Annotated in this window: 16 protein-coding genes; 11 read left to right on the forward strand and 5 right to left on the reverse strand. The window is 68.8% G+C overall.

Annotated elements, in window-relative coordinates; all coding sequences use genetic code 11:
* Positions 1–66 precede the first annotated feature (66 nt).
* Entirely contained in the window at positions 67–951 is an 885-nt protein-coding gene (locus BM314_RS07175; protein ID WP_020092958.1) for a glycoside hydrolase family 25 protein, read from the reverse strand.
* 202 nt (positions 952–1,153) lie between these two features.
* Here BM314_RS07175 and BM314_RS07180 point away from each other — a divergent pair, with 202 nt between their 5' ends.
* Complete coding sequence (locus BM314_RS07180) at positions 1,154–1,597, forward strand: DUF488 domain-containing protein (protein WP_020092959.1); 444 nt, start codon at positions 1,154–1,156, stop codon at positions 1,595–1,597.
* A gap of 6 nt (positions 1,598–1,603) precedes the next feature.
* Here the strand turns inward: BM314_RS07180 and BM314_RS07185 are convergent, their stop codons facing one another.
* The 4 genes from BM314_RS07185 to BM314_RS07200 all read right to left on the reverse strand — a co-directional run bounded on the left by BM314_RS07185 (position 1,604) and on the right by BM314_RS07200 (position 6,702).
* Entirely contained in the window at positions 1,604–1,990 is a 387-nt protein-coding gene (locus tag BM314_RS07185) for a DUF6894 family protein (protein ID WP_091977665.1), read from the reverse strand.
* Positions 1,991–2,037: 47 nt separating this feature from the next.
* Positions 2,038–2,271 carry a hypothetical protein gene (locus BM314_RS07190; protein WP_042669484.1) on the reverse strand — a complete coding sequence of 78 codons (234 nt, stop codon included), beginning with the start codon at positions 2,269–2,271 and terminating at the stop codon, positions 2,038–2,040.
* A gap of 146 nt (positions 2,272–2,417) precedes the next feature.
* Positions 2,418–3,335 carry a response regulator transcription factor gene (locus BM314_RS07195; protein ID WP_091977666.1) on the reverse strand — a complete coding sequence of 306 codons (918 nt, stop codon included), beginning with the start codon at positions 3,333–3,335 and terminating at the stop codon, positions 2,418–2,420.
* A complete protein-coding gene (locus tag BM314_RS07200) occupies positions 3,328–6,702 on the reverse strand; it encodes a hybrid sensor histidine kinase/response regulator (protein WP_091977668.1) in 3,375 nt (1,124 codons plus the stop codon). The genes BM314_RS07195 and BM314_RS07200 overlap by 8 nt, the downstream gene beginning before the upstream one ends.
* A 283-nt stretch (positions 6,703–6,985) precedes the next feature.
* Between BM314_RS07200 and urtA the strand changes: the two genes are divergently transcribed.
* From urtA to BM314_RS07250, 10 genes are all read left to right on the forward strand, one after another.
* Positions 6,986–8,254 carry an urea ABC transporter substrate-binding protein gene (urtA, locus tag BM314_RS07205; protein ID WP_091977670.1) on the forward strand — a complete coding sequence of 423 codons (1,269 nt, stop codon included), beginning with the start codon at positions 6,986–6,988 and terminating at the stop codon, positions 8,252–8,254.
* A gap of 194 nt (positions 8,255–8,448) precedes the next feature.
* A complete protein-coding gene (gene urtB, locus BM314_RS07210; protein ID WP_012322399.1) occupies positions 8,449–9,375 on the forward strand; it encodes an urea ABC transporter permease subunit UrtB in 927 nt (308 codons plus the stop codon).
* Positions 9,376–9,387: 12 nt separating this feature from the next.
* Positions 9,388–10,560 (forward strand): urea ABC transporter permease subunit UrtC, encoded by a 1,173-nt coding sequence (gene urtC, locus BM314_RS07215; protein ID WP_091977671.1) that lies wholly within the window; start codon positions 9,388–9,390, stop codon positions 10,558–10,560.
* 7 nt (positions 10,561–10,567) lie between these two features.
* Positions 10,568–11,353: an urea ABC transporter ATP-binding protein UrtD gene (urtD, locus tag BM314_RS07220; RefSeq protein WP_091977673.1), complete on the forward strand. Its 786-nt coding sequence runs from the start codon at positions 10,568–10,570 to the stop codon at positions 11,351–11,353.
* Positions 11,354–11,355: 2 nt separating this feature from the next.
* Entirely contained in the window at positions 11,356–12,120 is a 765-nt protein-coding gene (gene urtE / locus BM314_RS07225) for an urea ABC transporter ATP-binding subunit UrtE (RefSeq protein ID WP_244539876.1), read from the forward strand.
* 9 nt (positions 12,121–12,129) lie between these two features.
* Entirely contained in the window at positions 12,130–13,149 is a 1,020-nt protein-coding gene (locus BM314_RS07230) for an alpha/beta fold hydrolase (protein WP_091977674.1), read from the forward strand.
* Positions 13,150–13,214: 65 nt separating this feature from the next.
* A complete protein-coding gene (gene fmdA / locus BM314_RS07235) occupies positions 13,215–14,444 on the forward strand; it encodes a formamidase (protein ID WP_012322394.1) in 1,230 nt (409 codons plus the stop codon).
* A 118-nt stretch (positions 14,445–14,562) separates the two neighbouring features.
* Entirely contained in the window at positions 14,563–14,880 is a 318-nt protein-coding gene (locus BM314_RS07240; protein WP_091977676.1) for an FmdB family zinc ribbon protein, read from the forward strand.
* Between the two features lie 47 nt (positions 14,881–14,927).
* Entirely contained in the window at positions 14,928–15,983 is a 1,056-nt protein-coding gene (locus BM314_RS07245) for an aliphatic amidase (RefSeq protein WP_091977677.1), read from the forward strand.
* Between the two features lie 59 nt (positions 15,984–16,042).
* On the forward strand, positions 16,043–16,612 hold the full coding sequence (locus BM314_RS07250; protein ID WP_091977679.1) for a ClpP family protease: 570 nt from the start codon (positions 16,043–16,045) through the stop codon (positions 16,610–16,612).
* The last annotated feature ends 14 nt before the right edge of the window (positions 16,613–16,626 follow it).

The raw sequence follows: 16,626 nt of genomic DNA on the forward strand, positions 1-16,626 counted from the left end.
GGCCCGTCAGCCATACCCTGCGCTCTACGTCCTTGAACTAACCTAGGTTTCGCCGACGCCTTTCATCTACTTGTCCGTGCAGAGCCCCTGCTCGGAGAGCCGCTTGTGCTCGCGCGGGTCGCAGTCGGTCGTCAGGAACGAGGCCCATTCGGACGGGGTGCCGTAGAAGGCGTTGCGGTCGACATCGCCGCGCACGCCCGGAACCCGGCCCGTGGACGTGAACTGCCACAGCATCCACTTGCGGTTGACGAAGCGCTGCTCCGGCTCGGCCGCGGTGGAGCGCAGCCAGTGCGGGTAATCGGGGAGCTCGCCCTCCAGGACGTCCTTGTGGAACGTGATGTCGGTGTAGATGATCGGGCGCTTGCCGGTGTAGCGCTCCATCTCCTCCAGCATCTCGGTGACCATCGCCAGGGCCTGGGCCTTGGGCAGCTTCTTCGGGCAGGTCTGCGAGTGGCCGTTCCACTCGACGTCGAGGACCGGCGGCAGGGCGGTGGGGTCGTTGGGGACGTTCTTCTTGAACCAGTCCATCTGCTCCCGGGCGGAGCGGCACCAGAACACGAAGTGGTAGGCCCCGCGCGGCACGCCGGCCCGGGCCGCGCCGTCCCAGTTGGTCCGGAAGCGCTCGTCGACGTGGTCGCCGCCCTCGGTGGCCTTGATGAAGGCGAACTGGGTTCCGGCGGCGCGGACCGAGGCCCAGTCGACGTTGCCCTGCCACTTCGAGATATCGATGCCCTGGATCGGGTGAAGCTTGGCCTTGGCCACGCCCGGATGGGGCTTGGCGTCGCCCTTCGTCGGATAGAAGTCGTTGTTCGACGCGCAGGCGGCGAGGCCGGCCAGGATCGCGGCGGCGGCGAAGCGCCCGGCGAGACGCCGGGCCGGCTTGAGGCGACTGATCAGGCCCCGAGCGAGATCTTCGATCGGTGACCGCGAAGGCGTGTAGATCCGCGACATCAGTGTTTAGCCCGCCACCGAAGATGCGCCACAGACAGGCGTATTCGATGGCCCTGGCGCGGTTAACGGAGCTTTGCGATCATTGCGGCGGAATTCCGGGACGCGTTGCATCCCCGCGACATACGGCGTCGATCCCCGGCTGGTTCACAGGGCCGCATACGGCTAAGTCGCGGTCCCGCAACGCGAGTCCGGACGGGGCACCGTGAGTAAGCAACTCTTTACCATAGGCTACGAAGGCCTCGACTCGGAGCGCCTCGTCGGCGTCCTGCGCTCGGCCGGGGTCGCGGTGCTGGCGGATGTCCGGGCGGTGGCGAACTCGCGCAAGCGCGGCTTCTCGAAGGGCGCGCTCGGCACCTCCCTGCGCGAGGCCGGGCTCGGCTACGCGCATCTGCGCAGCCTCGGCACCCCGAAATCCGGCCGGCAGGCGGCGCGGGCCGGGGACGCGGCGCTGATGCGCCGGATCTACTGCGAGGAAGTGCTGGACACCGCTGCCGGGATCGCGGCGCTAGACGAACTCGCCGCGCTCGCCGAGGCGTCGCCGATCTGCCTGCTCTGCTTCGAGCGCGATCCGGCCGGCTGCCACCGGCGCGTGCTGGCCGAGCGCCTCGCGCCGCGGGGCTTCGTGGTCAGCGATCTCTACGGCTGAAGCGTCTCAGCGCCCGGGCAGCGGTCGCGGCTGCGGGTGCGCGCGCATGCCCAGCGCGCCGGCGAGGCGCCGGACCGGGCCGAGGGCGGCCGTCAGTCCCCGCGGCGCGGCCCCGCGGGGCGCGCGCGGCCGGCGCCGGTCGGCGTCGGGCACCGGCTCGACCGGCAGGTACAGCGTGTCGAAGAAGGACATCTCGAGCAGCACGGCACCGTCGTCGCCGGTGATCACCATCGCGGCCTCCATGAGGCGCGGGTCGCCGCCGTGCTGACGCATCAGCCCCTGCACGATCGTGCGCGCGGTCGACCGGGCGGCCTCGACATCCTCGACCCACTGGGCCGCCGAGGCCGGGAGCGAGGCGTTGCCGAGGCGGATGGTGAAGTGCGCGCGGACCATGGAGCGCTCCTGGGAGGGGACCGGCGGGGCGCCGCCGGCAACGGGTGTCAGGCGGCCTGGGCGTCGTCGACCGCTTCGGCGACGCTCGCGCCGTCGGCCTCGGATCTCTCGGCCGCGGATTTCGGATCGAAGGCGTCCGCGAGCAGGCCGAGGCGCCGCGCCATGTCCCGCACCTCGTTGAGGGCGATCGACTTCTGGCCTTCCTTCACCGCCCGCGTGATGTCGCTGACCTGGGTGGTGGCGATCCGCTTCAGTTCGTCGGCGAGCTGCTGGCTGGTCATCATCGCATCCGGACTCGGCTTGTCGGGCTGAGCCGGGACCGTGGGGCGGCGGGGCTTACCAAGGCGTTTCGCCGGGGATCGACGCCTGTGGACAAGCTTGGGGATCCGCGGCCGGCGCAACCCTGCCGACAGGCCTCCGCGCGGGCTCAATCCTGCAGGTGCCGCGCCGCGATGATCGAGGCGGCCGTGCGGTTCTCCACGCCGAGCTTCGCGTAGATGCTCTCGAGGTGCTTCGTCACGGTCCGGTGGCTGAGCCCGAGGATCTCGCCGATGTCGCGGCTCGACTTGCCCCGGGACAGCCAGAGGAGGACCTCCGCCTCGCGCCCGGTGACCGGCAGGCGCACCCGCAGCCGCTCGACCCCCGCCGACAGCGCGTCGCGCGACAGGCGGAGCAGGATCTCGTCCGGGGTGCGGCCGATGAAGGTCAGGGCGTAGGCGACGCCGTCGCGATCGGTCAGCGCGAGGGGCTGGACGGCGCCGGCGAGGCAACCGCGCAGCCACTCGCGGGCGCCGGCGGGCAGCGCGGGGGCGCCGGAGGGTACCGCGCCGAGCCCGGCCAGCAGGCGTCCGGCCTGCGGGGTCGACCACAGGATCGTGCCGTCCTCGGCGACCGCGAACAGGGTCCGCCCGGCCGTGTCGAGGGCGGTCCGGGCGCTCTGCGCGGCGCGGGCGCTCGCGAGATGCACGCGGATCCGGGCCAGGATCTCGTCGGGGGCGATGGGCTTCGTGACGTAGTCGATCCCGCCGGCGGAGAGCCCCTTCACGATGTGCTCGGTCTCGCTCAGCCCGGTCATGAAGATCACCGGAACGCCGGCGAGCTGCGGCTTGGCCTTGAGCCGCCGGCAGGTCTCGAACCCGTCGAGGCCCGGCATCACCGCGTCGAGGAGGATCACGTCGGGGGTGATCTCGTCCACCAGGGTCAGGGCGAGGTCGCCGCCGACCGCGACCAGCACGGTGGCGCCGGACCGCTCGATCGCCTCGGTGAGGAAGCTCAGCGTGTCGGGCGAATCGTCGATCACCAGGACGATGTCCCGGTGCGGCTGGACCTTCGGCGCCTCAGTCATGGCGGGCGAGTTCCTGCAGGACCGCGAGGTAGCGGCGAAGGTCGTATCCCTCGACGAGCCCGCGGATCCGGGCGACGAAAGCGGGCGGCACGGTCGGGTCCTGCTCCATCTGGGTCAGCTTGGCCTCGATGGCGCGGATATGCCCGATCCGGCCGAGACGCAGGAGCTCGCCGACATGCTCGGGCCCCGGCCCCGGGACGTCCGCCGTGGCCGCGGCCGCCCCGGACCGCCCTGGCGCGGCGCCCTCGGTCCATTCGAGGTGCAGGAGCTTGCCGATCCGCTCCATCACGTCGCGCAGGTCGAAGGGCTTGGCGAAGATCGCGTCGTGCGGGGCGTCGTCGCCCCGGGTCGGGCTGATCTCGTGGACGTTGGCGGACATCATGGCGATCGGGCCGGTATGCCCGGCCTGCCGCAGGGCCGCCGCCGCCGCCCAGCCGCTCATCCCGGGCATCGCGATGTCGAGGAGGACGAGGTCGACGCCGCCTTGCGCGACCGTCGCGAGGCACTCGGATCCGGAGCCGGCCTCCCGCACGGAGATGCCCTGCGGCTCCAGGATCGCCCGCATCAGCGCGCGGTGAGCGCTGTCGTCGTCGGCGACCAGAACGGTGCGGCGCGCGCCCGCGTAGGCCCGCTCCGGGGGTGCGGCCGGCGCGGCCGGGGCGATCGGCGCGGGCTGGGCCACGGAGGCCAGCATCAGGCGCAGCCGCGCCTGCGTGCCGCCGCCGGGGGCGGCGGTGACGGTGATCTCACCGCCCAGCAGCTGCGCCAGCAGGTTGGCGATGGTGAGCCCGAGCCCGGTCCCCGGCGTGCTTCGGGCGGCCGGGGTCGAGCCGCGCTCGAACGGCTCGAAGATCCGCGCGAGGTCCGCCTCCGGGATGCCCGGCCCGGTGTCGCGGATCGTGAACACCGCGATCTGGCTCCGGTAGCTGAGGTCCAGCGAGACGGTGCCGGCTTCCGTGAACTTGATGGCGTTCGACAGGAGATTGAGCAGCACCTGTCGCAGGCGCTTCTCGTCGGTGGCGACTACCGCCGGCAGGATCTCGGGCCTTGAGAACCGGAACTCCAGTCCGGCCTCCCGCGCCTGGAGGCGGACCATGTCGACCAGCTGGTCGAGGAAGTCGGTCAGCCGGACCTCGTCGCGGTGGATCTGGAGGCGCCCGGCCTCCATGCGCGAGATGTCGAGGAGGCCGTCGATCAGGCCCGACAGGTGCTGGGCACTGCGCCGGATCACCCGCAGGCCGTTGACGCGATGCGCCGGGATCGCGGGGTCGGATTCGAGGAGCTGGGCGTAGCCGAGCACGGTGGAGAGCGGCGTGCGCAGCTCGTGGCTGATCCCGACCACGTAGCGGCTCTTGGCCTGGTTGGCGGCCTCGGCCCGCTCCTTGGCCTCCTGCAGCTTGGCGTCGGTGATCTTATGGGCGGCGATCTCGGCCTGGTAGAGCGCGGTCTGGCGCATCGTCTCGGCCTGAGCGACGCGCCGGCTCTCCTGGGCGAGCACGAAGAGCCACGCCACGACGCCGAGGATCACCACCAGGGTGAAGAACACGCTGGTCAGCGCCGTGCGCAGGAACTCGCGATTCTCCGGGTGGGCGATCGTCGCGCCCGCGTGCACGATGCCGAGGATCAGGCCGATCACCGCGCAGAGCGTCAGCATCACCGCGAGGTAGCGGCCCAGTGGCGCGCCGATCCAGGCAGCGGTGCGGCCCGGCAGGATCCGCGCGACGGCGGCCTGCGCCTGCACCTCCAGGCGCCCGTGGGGCTTGCACAGGTCGCCGCAGCGGGCGTCGAGCGAGCAGCAGAGGGAGCAGATCGGGGCGTCGTAGGCCGGGCAATGGGCCATGTCCTCGCCCTCGAAGGGCAATTCGCAGACCCGGCAGACCACCTCGGCCGCGCCCCAATCCCGCTTCGGGACCCGCGCCAGGTACCAGCGCCCCGCCGTCGCCCAGGCGATCGCCGGCGCGGCGCAGAACGCGATCGCCAGGGTCAGCAATGGCGCGAAGGGCTGCAGGGTCGCGCCGAGCCAGCCGACATAGGCCGCGCCCCCGGCCGCGAGGGCCAGCGCCATGGCGCCGGTCCCCACGGGATTCACCGCGTAGAGATGGGCGCGCTTGAACTCGATGCTCGGGGGCGAGAGTCCGAGCGGCTTGTTGACCGCGAGGTCGGCGGCGAGCGCGCCGACCCAGGCCGAGACCACGGAGGCGTAGAGTGGCAGGGTGCTCTCGATGGTCTTGTCGATGCCGAGCTCCATCAGGAGCACCGCGATGGCGACGTTGAACACGAGCCAGACCACCCGTCCCGGATGGCTGTGGGTCAGGCGCGAGAAGAAGTTCGACCACGCGATCGAGCCGGCATAGGCGTTGGTCAGGTTGATCTTGAGCTGCGACACGAGGACGAACAGCCCGGTGAGCAGCAGCGCCGCCCGGCTCCCCTCCCCCGTCAGGTAGCCGAAGGCCACCGCGTACATGCGGGTCGGCTCGGCGGAGTGCTCGGCGGGGACGCCGTGCCCCAGCGCCAGGACCGCCAGCGCGGCGCCGAGCAGGATCTTCAGCATCCCGGGCAGGATCCAGCCGGCGCCGCCCGAGAGGACGGCGAGCCACCAGCGGCGGTCGCGCGGGCCCCGCGGCTCCGGCACGAAGCGCAGGAAGTCGACCTGCTCGCCGACCTGGGCGAGCAGCGCCAGCAGGACGCCGGTGGCGAGACCGAAGCGCGCGAGGTCGAAGCCGCCCCCGCCGCCGTCGAGCCCCGGGTAGCCGGCGAGCGCCCGCAGCGGCCCGGCGCCCTGCGCCGCCACGAAGATCAGCGGCAGCAGGCTCAACCCGATCCAGATCGGCTGCGTCCAGATCTGGAACCGGCTGATCAGCCGGATCCCGTAGACGACGAGGGGAATCACCGCCCCGGCGCAGAGCAGGTAGCCGACGCCGAGCGGCAGCCCGAAGCAGAGCTGCAGCGCCAGCGCCATGATCGCCGCCTCGATGGCGAAGAACAGGAAGGTGAAGCTCGCGTAGATCAGCGAGGTGACGGTCGAGCCGAGATAGCCGAAGCCGGCGCCCCGGGTGAGCAGGTCCATGTCGACGCCGTAGCGGGCGGCGTAGACCGTGATCGGCGCCGCCGTGGCGAAGATGATCAGGCCGACGACCAGCACGGCCGCCACCGTGTTGGGAAATCCCGCTGTGAGCGCCAGCGTCCCGCCGATCGCCTCCAGCGCGAGGAAAGAGATCGAGCCGAGGGCCGTCTGCGCCACCTCGAGGCTCGACCAGCGCCGCGCCTTCTTGGCGGTGAAGCGGAGGGCGTAATCCTCCAGCGTCTCGTCGGCGACGAAGCGGTTGTAGTCCCGGCGGATGGGGATGATGCGCTGCGGACCGCTCATCGGGCCCCGGCCGGGACGATCAGCCCGTCGTGCCCGGGCAGCGTCGCGCACGGGCGGCCGCGCGACGCGCGCGCGCGCGAAAGACCGGGCACCGGAGCGGTGCTCCCACTATTCGCGCTCTCAGCCACCCCGACCTCAAAGTATTCCGCCGCGATGGTGCGGCGCATGCAAGACCACGGCCATACGCAAAATCGCGTATAGGCCGCACTGCAACCCAGGACCTAGCCTGCGCTCGTCGATCCGGGCCGCCTCTCAAGGCCCGGACGCGAACAGGGTCAGGCACATGGCAGACGACACCGAGACCGGCGCCGATCACGGCTTGCGCTCCCCGCTGCGGCGCAGGCTGCTCATGGGATTGGCCGGCGCCCCGGCGCTGGCGCTGTTGCCACGCACCGCCTGGGCGGCGCCGCCGACCTCGGCGGTCAACACCACGGGCCTCGCGGTGACCGACAGCGAGGTGACGGTCGGCATTCTGCACTCGGTCACCGGCACGATGGCGATCTCGGAGACGGGCGCGCAGGAAGCGGAGAAGCTCGCGATCCAGCAGATCAACGACGCCGGCGGCGTGCTCGGCCGCAAGATCAAGATCATCCAGGAGGACGGCGCCTCCGACTGGCCGACCTTCGCCGAGAAGGCCAAGAAGCTCCTCGTCAACGACCACTGCGCCGCCGTGATGGGCTGCTGGACCTCGGCCTCGCGCAAGGCGGTGCTGCCGGTCTTCGAGCAGTACAACGGCCTGCTGTACTATCCGACCTTCTACGAGGGCCTGGAGCAGTCCAAGAACGTCTTCTACACCGGCCAGGAGGCAACGCAGCAGATCCTCGCCGGCCTCGACTGGGTCCACAAGGAGAAGGGCGGCGACAGCTTCTATTTCATCGGCTCCGACTACATCTGGCCGCGCACCTCCAACAAGATCGCCCGCAAGCACGTGGAGAACGTGCTCAAGGGCAAGGTCGTCGGCGAGGAGTACTTCCCCCTCGGACACACGCAGTTCAACTCGGTCATCAACAAGATCAAGCTCACCAAGCCCAAGGTGATCTTCGCCGACGTGGTCGGCGGCTCGAACGTGGCGTTCTACAAGCAGCTCAAGGCGGCGGGCATCGACCTGTCGAAGCAGGTGCTGATGACGATCTCGGTCACTGAGGACGAGATCGACGGCATCGGCGGCGAGAACATCGCCGGGGCCTACGCCTGCATGAAGTACTTCGAGTCGATCCAGAACGAGAACAACAAGGCGTTCGTGGCCGCGTTCAAGAAGATGTGGGGCGAGAAGACGGTCATCGGCGACGTGACGCAGGCGGCCTATCTCGGCCCGTTCCTGTGGAAGATGGCCTGCGAGAAGGCCGGCTCGTTCGACGTCGACAAGGTGGTGGCGGCCTCCCCGGGACTGGAGTTCAAGGGCGCGCCGGAAGGCTACGTGAAGATCGACGAGAACCACCATCTCTGGTCGAAGACCCGGGTCGGCCGGGCCAAGCCCGACGGCCAGTTCGAGATCGTCTACACCAGCCCCGAGCTGATCAAGCCCGATCCCTTCCCGAAGGGCTACCAGTAATCCGTTGTCCGGAGGGGTGAAATCACCCCTCCCCAGCGTCATCGCGAGCGCAGCGAAGCGACCCAGGGCAGCGGGACTTCCCGGCACGAAGCGCGTCCCTGGATTGCTTCGCTCCGCTCGCAAAGACGGCCCGGTTCGCCCGGAGGCCGTGACGAGTCGGCAGAAGACGCACTCCTTTTGCGGAAGACCAAGTCATGCTCGGCGACTACTCCCTCGGCGACCTCGGCGCGATCTTCGCCATGCAGGGCTTCGCCGGCCTGATCCTGTTCTCCGTCTACCTGCTGATGGCGCTGGGACTCGCGATCATCTTCGGCCAGATGGGCGTGATCAACATGGCCCACGGGGAGTTCATGATCCTCGGCGCCTACGTCACCTATCTCTGCTCGACCTTCTTCCAGACCTACCTGCCGGCGCTCTTCCCGATCTACTTCTTCATCGCGATGGGCTTGGCGTTCCTCGCCTCCGGGGCTCTGGGCATGCTGGTGGAATGGGGCCTGATCCGGTTCCTCTACAAGCGCCCGCTCGACACGCTGCTCGCCACCTGGGGCCTTTCGCTGATCCTCCAGCAGGCCTACCGGTCGATCTTCGGCGCACGCGAGGTCGGCGTCGAGCTGCCGTCCTGGCTGATCGGCTCGGTGCAGGTCACCGACACGATCGAGATCCCGATCAACGGCCTGTTCGTCATGGCCGTCACCATCCTGATCACCGTCAGCGTCGCGCTGCTGATCTTCCGCTCGCGCTTCGGCCAGCAGGTCCGCGCCGTGATGTCGAACCGCGCCATGGCGGGGGCGGTCGGCATCGATACCGAGAAGGTCGACCGCTACACGTTCGGCCTCGGCTGCGGCATCGCGGGCATCGCCGGCTCGGCCTTCACGATGATCGGCTCGACCGGGCCGACCTCCGGCCAGCTCTACATCGTCGACACCTTCCTGATCGTCGTGTTCGGCGGGGCCGCGAGCCTGCTCGGCACCATCGCGTCGGCCTTCTCGATCTCCCAGACGCAGTCGACCCTCGAGTTCTTCCTCTCCGGCTCGATGGCCAAGGTCATCACCCTGCTCGCGGTGGTCGGCATCCTGATGCTGAGGCCGCAGGGCCTCTTCACCCTCAAGGTCCGGCGCTGAGGATTTTCGACCATGACGAACCCGGTCCAGACCCTCACCAAATCCGTCACCGTCAACGATAACCCGTTCATGAAGCCGGTGGAGTGGCTGAGCCTGCTCCTCCTGGCCGGGGTGATCCTGGTCGTCCTGCCGCTGGCGCTCGACAGCTTCCGCCTCAACCTCGTCGGCAAGTACCTCACCTACGCCTTCGTCGCCCTCGGGCTGGTGATCTGCTGGGGCTACGCGGGCATCCTCTCCCTCGGCCAGGGCGTCTTTTTCGGATTGGGCGGCTACTGCATGGCGATGTACTTGAAGCTGGAAGCTTCGAGCATCGAGAATACGAAAATCCAGTCGACTCCCGGCATCCCGGACTTCATGGACTGGAATCAGATCACCGCCCTCCCCTGGTTCTGGCAGCCGTTCAAGAGCCTGCCGCTGACGCTGATCCTGGCGGTCGCCGTCCCGGTCCTGTTCGCGATGCTGATCTCCTTCGCGATGTTCAAGCGCCGGGTCGGCGGCACCTACTTCGCCATCATCACCCAGGCGATCGCCGCGATCCTGACCATCCTGATCGTCGGCCAGCAGGGCTATACCGGCGGCATCAACGGCATCACGGACCTGCGCACCCTCCACGGCTGGGACATCCGCACCGACTCGGCGAAGTTCATCCTGTACTTCGTCAATGGCGGCCTGCTGATCGCCTGCATCCTGGCGGCGCAGTACGTGAAGAAGTCGAAGCTCGGCCGCATCCTCGTCGCCATGCGCGACAAGGAGGACCGGGTCCGGTTCTCCGGCTACTCGGTGGCGGGGTTCAAGGTCTTCGCCTTCTGCTTCGCCGCCGGACTGGCGGCGATCGGCGGCGCGATGTTCACCCTGCAGGTCGGGTTCATGTCGCCCTCCTTCGTGGGCATCGTCCCCTCGATCGAGATGGTGATCTACGCCGCGGTCGGCGGGCGCCTGTCGCTGTTCGGCGCCGTCTGGGGCACGCTGCTCGTGAACTGGGCCAAGACCACCTTCTCCGAGAGTTTTCCGGATCTCTGGCTGTTCGGCCTCGGCGCCCTGTTCATCGCGGTGGTGCTGGCCTTCCCGAACGGCCTCGCCGGCATCTGGCGCGAGCATATCGAGCCTCGCCTCACCCGCCGGGTGAAGGGGCTGCGCGCCCCGCCGCCCGCCATCGTCCCGCCCCACGGCGCCCCGGCCGAGTGAGCATGCCATGAACGCCGCGATCCTCTCCTCCCCCGTGGTCGGCGCCGAGGCCGCCCCGCCCGACTACCTCCTCGCCGTCGAGGCGCTCACGGTCTCGTTCGACGGGTTCAAGGCGGTGAACGACGTGTCGTTCTACGTCGATCCCGACGAGATCCGGGTGATCATCGGGCCGAACGGCGCCGGCAAGACCACCGTCCTCGACCTGATCTGCGGCCGCACCCGAGCCAGCGCTGGCTCGATCAAGTACAAGGGCCAGGAGCTGACCAAGCTCTCCGAGAGCGCGATCGTGCAGGCCGGCGTCGGCCGCAAGTTCCAGACGCCGTCGATCTACGACGACCTGACGGTGTTCGAGAACCTGGAGATCTCGTTTCCCCGCGGCCGCTCGGTCTTCGGCGCGCTGACGTTCAAGCGGGACGCCGAGGTCCGCGACCGCATCCACGCCATCGCCGAGACGATCTTCCTGAAGGACCAGCTCAGGGAGCGGGCCGAGTTCCTGAGCCACGGTCAGAAGCAGTGGCTGGAGATCGGCATGCTGCTGATCCAGGACCCGGAGCTGCTGATGCTCGACGAGCCGGTGGCCGGGATGAGCGTCGGCGAGCGGATCAAGACCGCGGAGCTCCTCAACCAGATCATCAAGGGCCGCTCGGTGCTGGTGATCGAGCACGACATGAAGTTCGTCGAGGACATCGCCCACCGGGTGACGGTCCTGCACCAGGGCAAGGTGCTGTCTGAGGGTTTGATGGAGCGGGTCAAGAACGACCCGAAGGTCATCGAAGTGTATCTGGGACATTGACGATGGCCTCGCTCCAGACCGCGCACGCGGCCCCCGTCCAGGCCCCCCCGCTCGCCGCGATCCCGTCCGCGACGCCGGCGCTCGCCGTCGAGGACCTGCACGCCGCCTACGGCCAGAGCGAGGTCCTGCACGGGCTGACCTTCTCGGTGGCGCCCGGCGAGATCGTCGCCGTGATGGGCCGCAACGGCATGGGCAAGACCACGCTGATGAAGACCCTGATGGGGCTCGTTCCCGTCAAGGCCGGCTCGATCCAGGTCGAGGGCGCGGACATCGCCGGGCTCAAGAGCCACGCCCGGGTCGCCAGGGGCCTCGCCTACGTGCCGCAGGGCCGCATGATCTTCTCGACCATGACGGTGCAGGAGAACATCGAGACCGGCCTGACGGTCACCGGCGCCCGCGAGGTGCCGCAGGACCTCTACGACATGTTCCCGGTCCTGCTGGAGATGAAGGGACGGCGCGGCGGCAACCTCTCGGGCGGGCAGCAGCAGCAGCTCGCCATCGCCCGGGCGCTGGCGAGCCGGCCGAAGGTCCTGCTGCTCGACGAGCCGACCGAGGGCATCCAGCCCTCGATCATCCGCGAGATGGGCCGGACGCTGAAGAAGATCCGCGACCAGCGCGGCCTGTCCATCGTCGTCTCCGAGCAGGTCCTGAGCTTCGCCCTCGACGTCGCCGACCGGGTGATCGTGCTGGAGAACGGCGCCATCGTCCACGAGGCCCCGCGCGACGGCATCGACGAGGCCGCCGTCGCCCGGTTCCTGTCGGTCTAGGGGCGCAGCATGGCCGATCACGAGATCTTCGAACTCGGCGACTTCGTGCTCCAGTGCGGCAAGACGCTGCGCGCGGCCAAGCTCGCCTTCAAGACCTTCGGCACGCTGAGCCCGGCCAAGGACAACGCCATCGTCTACCCGACCTGGTACTCGGGCCAGCACACCGAGAACGAGTGGCTGATCGGCCCCAGCAAGGCGCTCGACCCGGACAAGTACTTCATCATCATCCCGAACATGTTCGGCAACGGGCTCTCGTCCTCGCCGAGCAACACGCCGGCGCCCTGGAACGGGCCGCGCTTCCCCAACGTCACCGCCTACGACAACGTCCGCGCCCAGCACCGCCTCGTCACCGAGCATTTCGGCATCGAGAAACTGGTTCTGGTCACCGGGTGGTCGATGGGCGCGCTCCAGACCTACCACTGGGCGTCGATGTACCCCGACATGGTGCCGAGGATCCTGCCGTTTCAGGGCTCGGCCAAGTGCTCCCGGCACAACTACGTCTTCTTGGAAGGCGCCAAGGCGGCGCTCCAGGCCGACGCCGCCTGGGCGGAGGGCTGGTACACGAGCCCGCCGACCCGGGGCCTGCGCGCCTTCGGCCGGGTCTACGCGGGCTGGGGCCTCTCGCAGACCTTCTACCGGCTCGAGGCCGACATTACCCACATGGGCTACGCCTCGCTGGAGGACTTCCTGATCGGGTTCTGGGAAGGCCTGTTCTACGAGCGCGACGCCAACAACCTGCTCACCATGCTGTGGACGTGGCAGCACGGCGACATCAGCGCCAACGATACCTTCAAGGGCGACTTCAAGGCCGCGCTCGGCGCCATCCGCGCCAAGGCGATCCTGATGCCCGCCTCGACCGACCTGTATTTCCCGCCCGAGGACAACGCCATCGAGGCGGCCGCCATGCCGAACGCGGAGCTGCGCGTGATCGACACGTGGTGGGGCCACTTCGCGGGCGGGCCGGGCACAAGCCCGGACGACATCAAGGTCCTCGACGACGCGCTGAAAGAGCTGCTCGCGAGCGGGTGAGAGACGCGCAGCGGCGCGCGGACGGGGCCTGTGCCCCGGTTAAGTCAGGGAGCTGGAGACACGAGATGCCCGAGACGCTGATCAAGGTCGATCTCACGCAATCGGCCTACGACAACGACATGGTGCACAACCGCTGGCACCCCGACATCCCGATGGTCGCGTATGTGAAACCCGGCGCCGACTTCATCGTCGAGACCTACGACTGGACCGGCGGCTTCATCAAGAACAACGATTCCGCCGACGACGTGCGCGACATCGACCTGTCGATCGTGCACTTCCTCTCGGGTCCCATCGGCGTCGAGGGCGCCGAGCCCGGCGACCTGCTGGTGGTCGACCTCCTCGACATCGGCGCCAAGCCCGAGAGCCAGTGGGGCTTCAACGGCTTCTTCTCGAAGAAGAACGGCGGCGGCTTCCTCACCGAGCACTTCCCGCAGGCCCAGAAGTCGATCTGGGACTTCGAGGGCATGTTCACCAAGTCCCGCCACGTCCCGGGCGTGCGCTTCCCCGGCCTGATCCATCCCGGCCTGATCGGCTGCCTGCCCGATCCGAAGATGCTGGAGACCTGGAACACCCGCGAGAAGGCGCTCTACGACACCGACCCGGAGCGCGTGCCGGCGCTCGCCACCCTGCCCTTCGGCCCGACCGCCCATATGGGCCGCCTGAAGGGCGACGCGAAGGACGCGGCCGCCGCCACCGGCGCCCGCACGGTCCCGCCGCGCGAGCACGGCGGCAATTGCGACATCAAGGACCTGTCGCGCGGCTCGAAGATCTACTTCCCGGTCTACGTCCCCGGCGCCGGCCTCTCGATGGGCGACCTGCATTTCAGCCAGGGCGACGGCGAGATCACCTTCTGCGGCGCCATCGAGATGGCCGGCTGGGTGCATCTCAAGGTCGAGCTGATCAAGGACGGCATGGCCAAGTACGGGATCAAGAACCCGATCTTCAAGCCGTCGCCGATCACGCCGAAATACGACGATCACCTGATCTTCGAGGGCATCTCGGTCGACGAGAGCGGCGGCCAGCACTACCTCGACGTGCACATCGCCTACCGGCAGGCCTGCCTGAACGCGATCGAGTACCTGAAGAAGTTCGGCTACTCGGGCGCGCAGGCCTACTCGATCCTCGGCACGGCGCCGGTCCAGGGCCACATCTCGGGCGTCGTCGACATCCCGAACGCCTGCGCGACCCTCTGGATCCCGACCAAGATCTTCGAGTTCGACATCAATCCGGGCGCCGACGGACCGACCAAGTTCCTCGACGGCTCGATCCAGATGCCGCTATCGCCGGATCTGTGATGGTTCGTTTCCCTGCCGGTCGCGGCTGACGCGACAGGCCTCCTCTCCCGTGCGGGAGAGGGGGCCAGCGATCCTTCGGCACCGTTCGTACCTCTCAAGTTCATTCCGGGAGCCTCCCATGCCCGTCTACGACTACGCCTGCGAGGCCTGCGGGCCCTTCACGGTCATGCGGCCGATGGCGGAGTTCCGCGAGCCGCATGCCTGCCCGGATTGTGGCGGCGCGAGCCAGCGCGCCTTCCTCACCGCGCCGCGCATCGCCGGCATGGATGCGGGCCTCAGGACCGCCCACGCCACCAACGAGCGCAGCCGCCACGCGCCCAGGCGCTCGAGCAGTCACGGGGCCGGCTGCGGCTGCTGCTCACCCAAGAAAGCGAGCGCCGCTCCGGCCGCCGCCAAGAGCTTCCCGAAGGCGCGGCCCTGGATGATCAGCCACTGAGCCGCCCTCAACCGGGGGGACGATCAAGGTCAGGAGGACATCACGCCATGATGCACGGAGACATCTCGTCCAGCCAGGACAGCGTCGGCGTCGCCGTCGTGAACTACAAGATGCCGCGCCTGCACACCCGCGCCGAGGTGCTGGAGAACGCCAAGGCGATCGGCAAGATGATCGTCGGCATGAAGACCGGCCTGCCAGGCCTCGACCTCGTGATCTTCCCCGAATACTCGACCCACGGCATCATGTACGACGCCGCCGAGATGTACGAGACCGCCTCGACGGTCCCGGGCGCGGAGACCGAGGTGTTCGCCGCCGCCTGCCGGGAGGCCAAGGTCTGGGGCGTGTTCTCGCTCACCGGCGAGCGCCACGAGGAGCACCCGCACAAGGCGCCCTACAACACCCTGATCCTGATGAACGACCAGGGCGAGATCGTGCAGAAGTACCGCAAGATCATGCCCTGGACCCCGATCGAGGGCTGGTACCCGGGCGACCGCACCTACGTGTCGGACGGGCCGAAGGGGCTGAAGATCAGCCTGATCATCTGCGACGACGGCAACTATCCCGAGATCTGGCGCGACTGCGCCATGCGGGGCGCCGAGCTGATCATCCGCTGCCAGGGCTACATGTACCCGGCCAAGGAGCAGCAGGTCGTCATCTCGAAGGCGATGGCCTTCGCCAACAACACCTACGTGGCGGTGGCCAACGCGGCCGGCTTCGACGGCGTCTACACCTATTTCGGCCACTCCGCGATCATCGGCTTCGACGGCCGCACGCTCGGCGAGTGCGGCGAGGAGGAGATGGGCATCCAGTACGCCGCCCTGTCGAAATTCCTGATCCGGGACTTCCGCGCCCACGGCCAGTCGGAGAACCACCTCTTCAAGCTGCTGCACCGCGGCTACACGGGCATGATTAATTCGAAGGAGAACCGGCACGGGATGTCGGAATGCCCCTACGATTTCTACCGGCGCTGGATCGAGGATCCCGACGGGACCCGCGACGCCGTCCGGGCCATTACCCGTCAGAGCGTCGGCACGGAGGAATGCCCGATCGAGGGCATCCCCTTCGTGGGCAAGGGCCAGGGTGCGCCCGACCCGGCGCGCTGATCGCCGGGCCGGAGCCGCGGGAGAAGTGGGTCTGGGCCGCTCCATCGATGAGGAGGACCATGGACACGACTCCCCTCGACCCCACCGCCTTCCGGGCCCCGGCCGTCCTGCTCTCCGGACCGGTCGACTACGACATGTACAAGGACTTCCGCCGCCAGCTCGACGCGGCGGGGGACCGCGACCTCGTCGTCGTCGAGCTGACGACGCTCGGCGGCGACCCGGAGGTCGCCCGGATGATGGGCGAGGACATCCGCTTCAACAGTGCGATGGATCCGAACCGGCGGTTCGTCTTCCTCGGCAAGGCCGCGATCTACTCGGCCGGCACGACCTTCATGAGCTTCTTCGTCCGGCCCAACCGGTATCTCACCTGCGGGACGCGGCTGATGATCCACGAGCGCAAGATGAACAAGCAGCTGCAGGTCGAAGGACCGCTCACCACCTGCATCGCCTCTGTGAAGGCGACGCTCAACGAGATCCTGTGCTCGATCGAGATCCAGAACGAGGGCTTCGCCAACCTGATCCAGGGCTCTGACGTCACCCTCGACGAGGTGCTCGAGAAGGCGCCGGCCAACTGGTACCTCGAGGCCGAGGAGGCCAAGCGGCGCGGCCTGATCGAGGCGGTGATCTGAGCCGCGTCTTTGCG

The organism is Methylobacterium sp. 13MFTsu3.1M2, from assembly GCF_900112625.1.
Taxonomy (GTDB): Bacteria; Pseudomonadota; Alphaproteobacteria; order Rhizobiales; family Beijerinckiaceae; genus Methylobacterium.

What these genes read in the sequence shown, in the direction of transcription:
- BM314_RS07175 (WP_020092958.1), bottom strand. Translation starts at nt 951, where the DNA reads ATGTCGCGGATCTACACGCCTTCGCGGTCACCGATCGAAGATCTCGCT.
- BM314_RS07185 (WP_091977665.1), bottom strand. Translation starts at nt 1,990, where the DNA reads ATGGTCCGCGCGCACTTCACCATCCGCCTCGGCAACGCCTCGCTCCCG.
- BM314_RS07190 (WP_042669484.1), bottom strand. Translation starts at nt 2,271, where the DNA reads ATGACCAGCCAGCAGCTCGCCGACGAACTGAAGCGGATCGCCACCACC.
- BM314_RS07195 (WP_091977666.1), bottom strand. Translation starts at nt 3,335, where the DNA reads ATGACTGAGGCGCCGAAGGTCCAGCCGCACCGGGACATCGTCCTGGTG.
- BM314_RS07200 (WP_091977668.1), bottom strand. Translation starts at nt 6,702, where the DNA reads ATGAGCGGTCCGCAGCGCATCATCCCCATCCGCCGGGACTACAACCGC.
- urtA (WP_091977670.1), top strand. Translation starts at nt 6,986, where the DNA reads ATGGCAGACGACACCGAGACCGGCGCCGATCACGGCTTGCGCTCCCCG.
- urtB (WP_012322399.1), top strand. Translation starts at nt 8,449, where the DNA reads ATGCTCGGCGACTACTCCCTCGGCGACCTCGGCGCGATCTTCGCCATG.
- urtC (WP_091977671.1), top strand. Translation starts at nt 9,388, where the DNA reads ATGACGAACCCGGTCCAGACCCTCACCAAATCCGTCACCGTCAACGAT.
- urtD (WP_091977673.1), top strand. Translation starts at nt 10,568, where the DNA reads ATGAACGCCGCGATCCTCTCCTCCCCCGTGGTCGGCGCCGAGGCCGCC.
- urtE (WP_244539876.1), top strand. Translation starts at nt 11,356, where the DNA reads ATGGCCTCGCTCCAGACCGCGCACGCGGCCCCCGTCCAGGCCCCCCCG.
- BM314_RS07230 (WP_091977674.1), top strand. Translation starts at nt 12,130, where the DNA reads ATGGCCGATCACGAGATCTTCGAACTCGGCGACTTCGTGCTCCAGTGC.
- fmdA (WP_012322394.1), top strand. Translation starts at nt 13,215, where the DNA reads ATGCCCGAGACGCTGATCAAGGTCGATCTCACGCAATCGGCCTACGAC.
- BM314_RS07240 (WP_091977676.1), top strand. Translation starts at nt 14,563, where the DNA reads ATGCCCGTCTACGACTACGCCTGCGAGGCCTGCGGGCCCTTCACGGTC.
- BM314_RS07245 (WP_091977677.1), top strand. Translation starts at nt 14,928, where the DNA reads ATGATGCACGGAGACATCTCGTCCAGCCAGGACAGCGTCGGCGTCGCC.
- BM314_RS07250 (WP_091977679.1), top strand. Translation starts at nt 16,043, where the DNA reads ATGGACACGACTCCCCTCGACCCCACCGCCTTCCGGGCCCCGGCCGTC.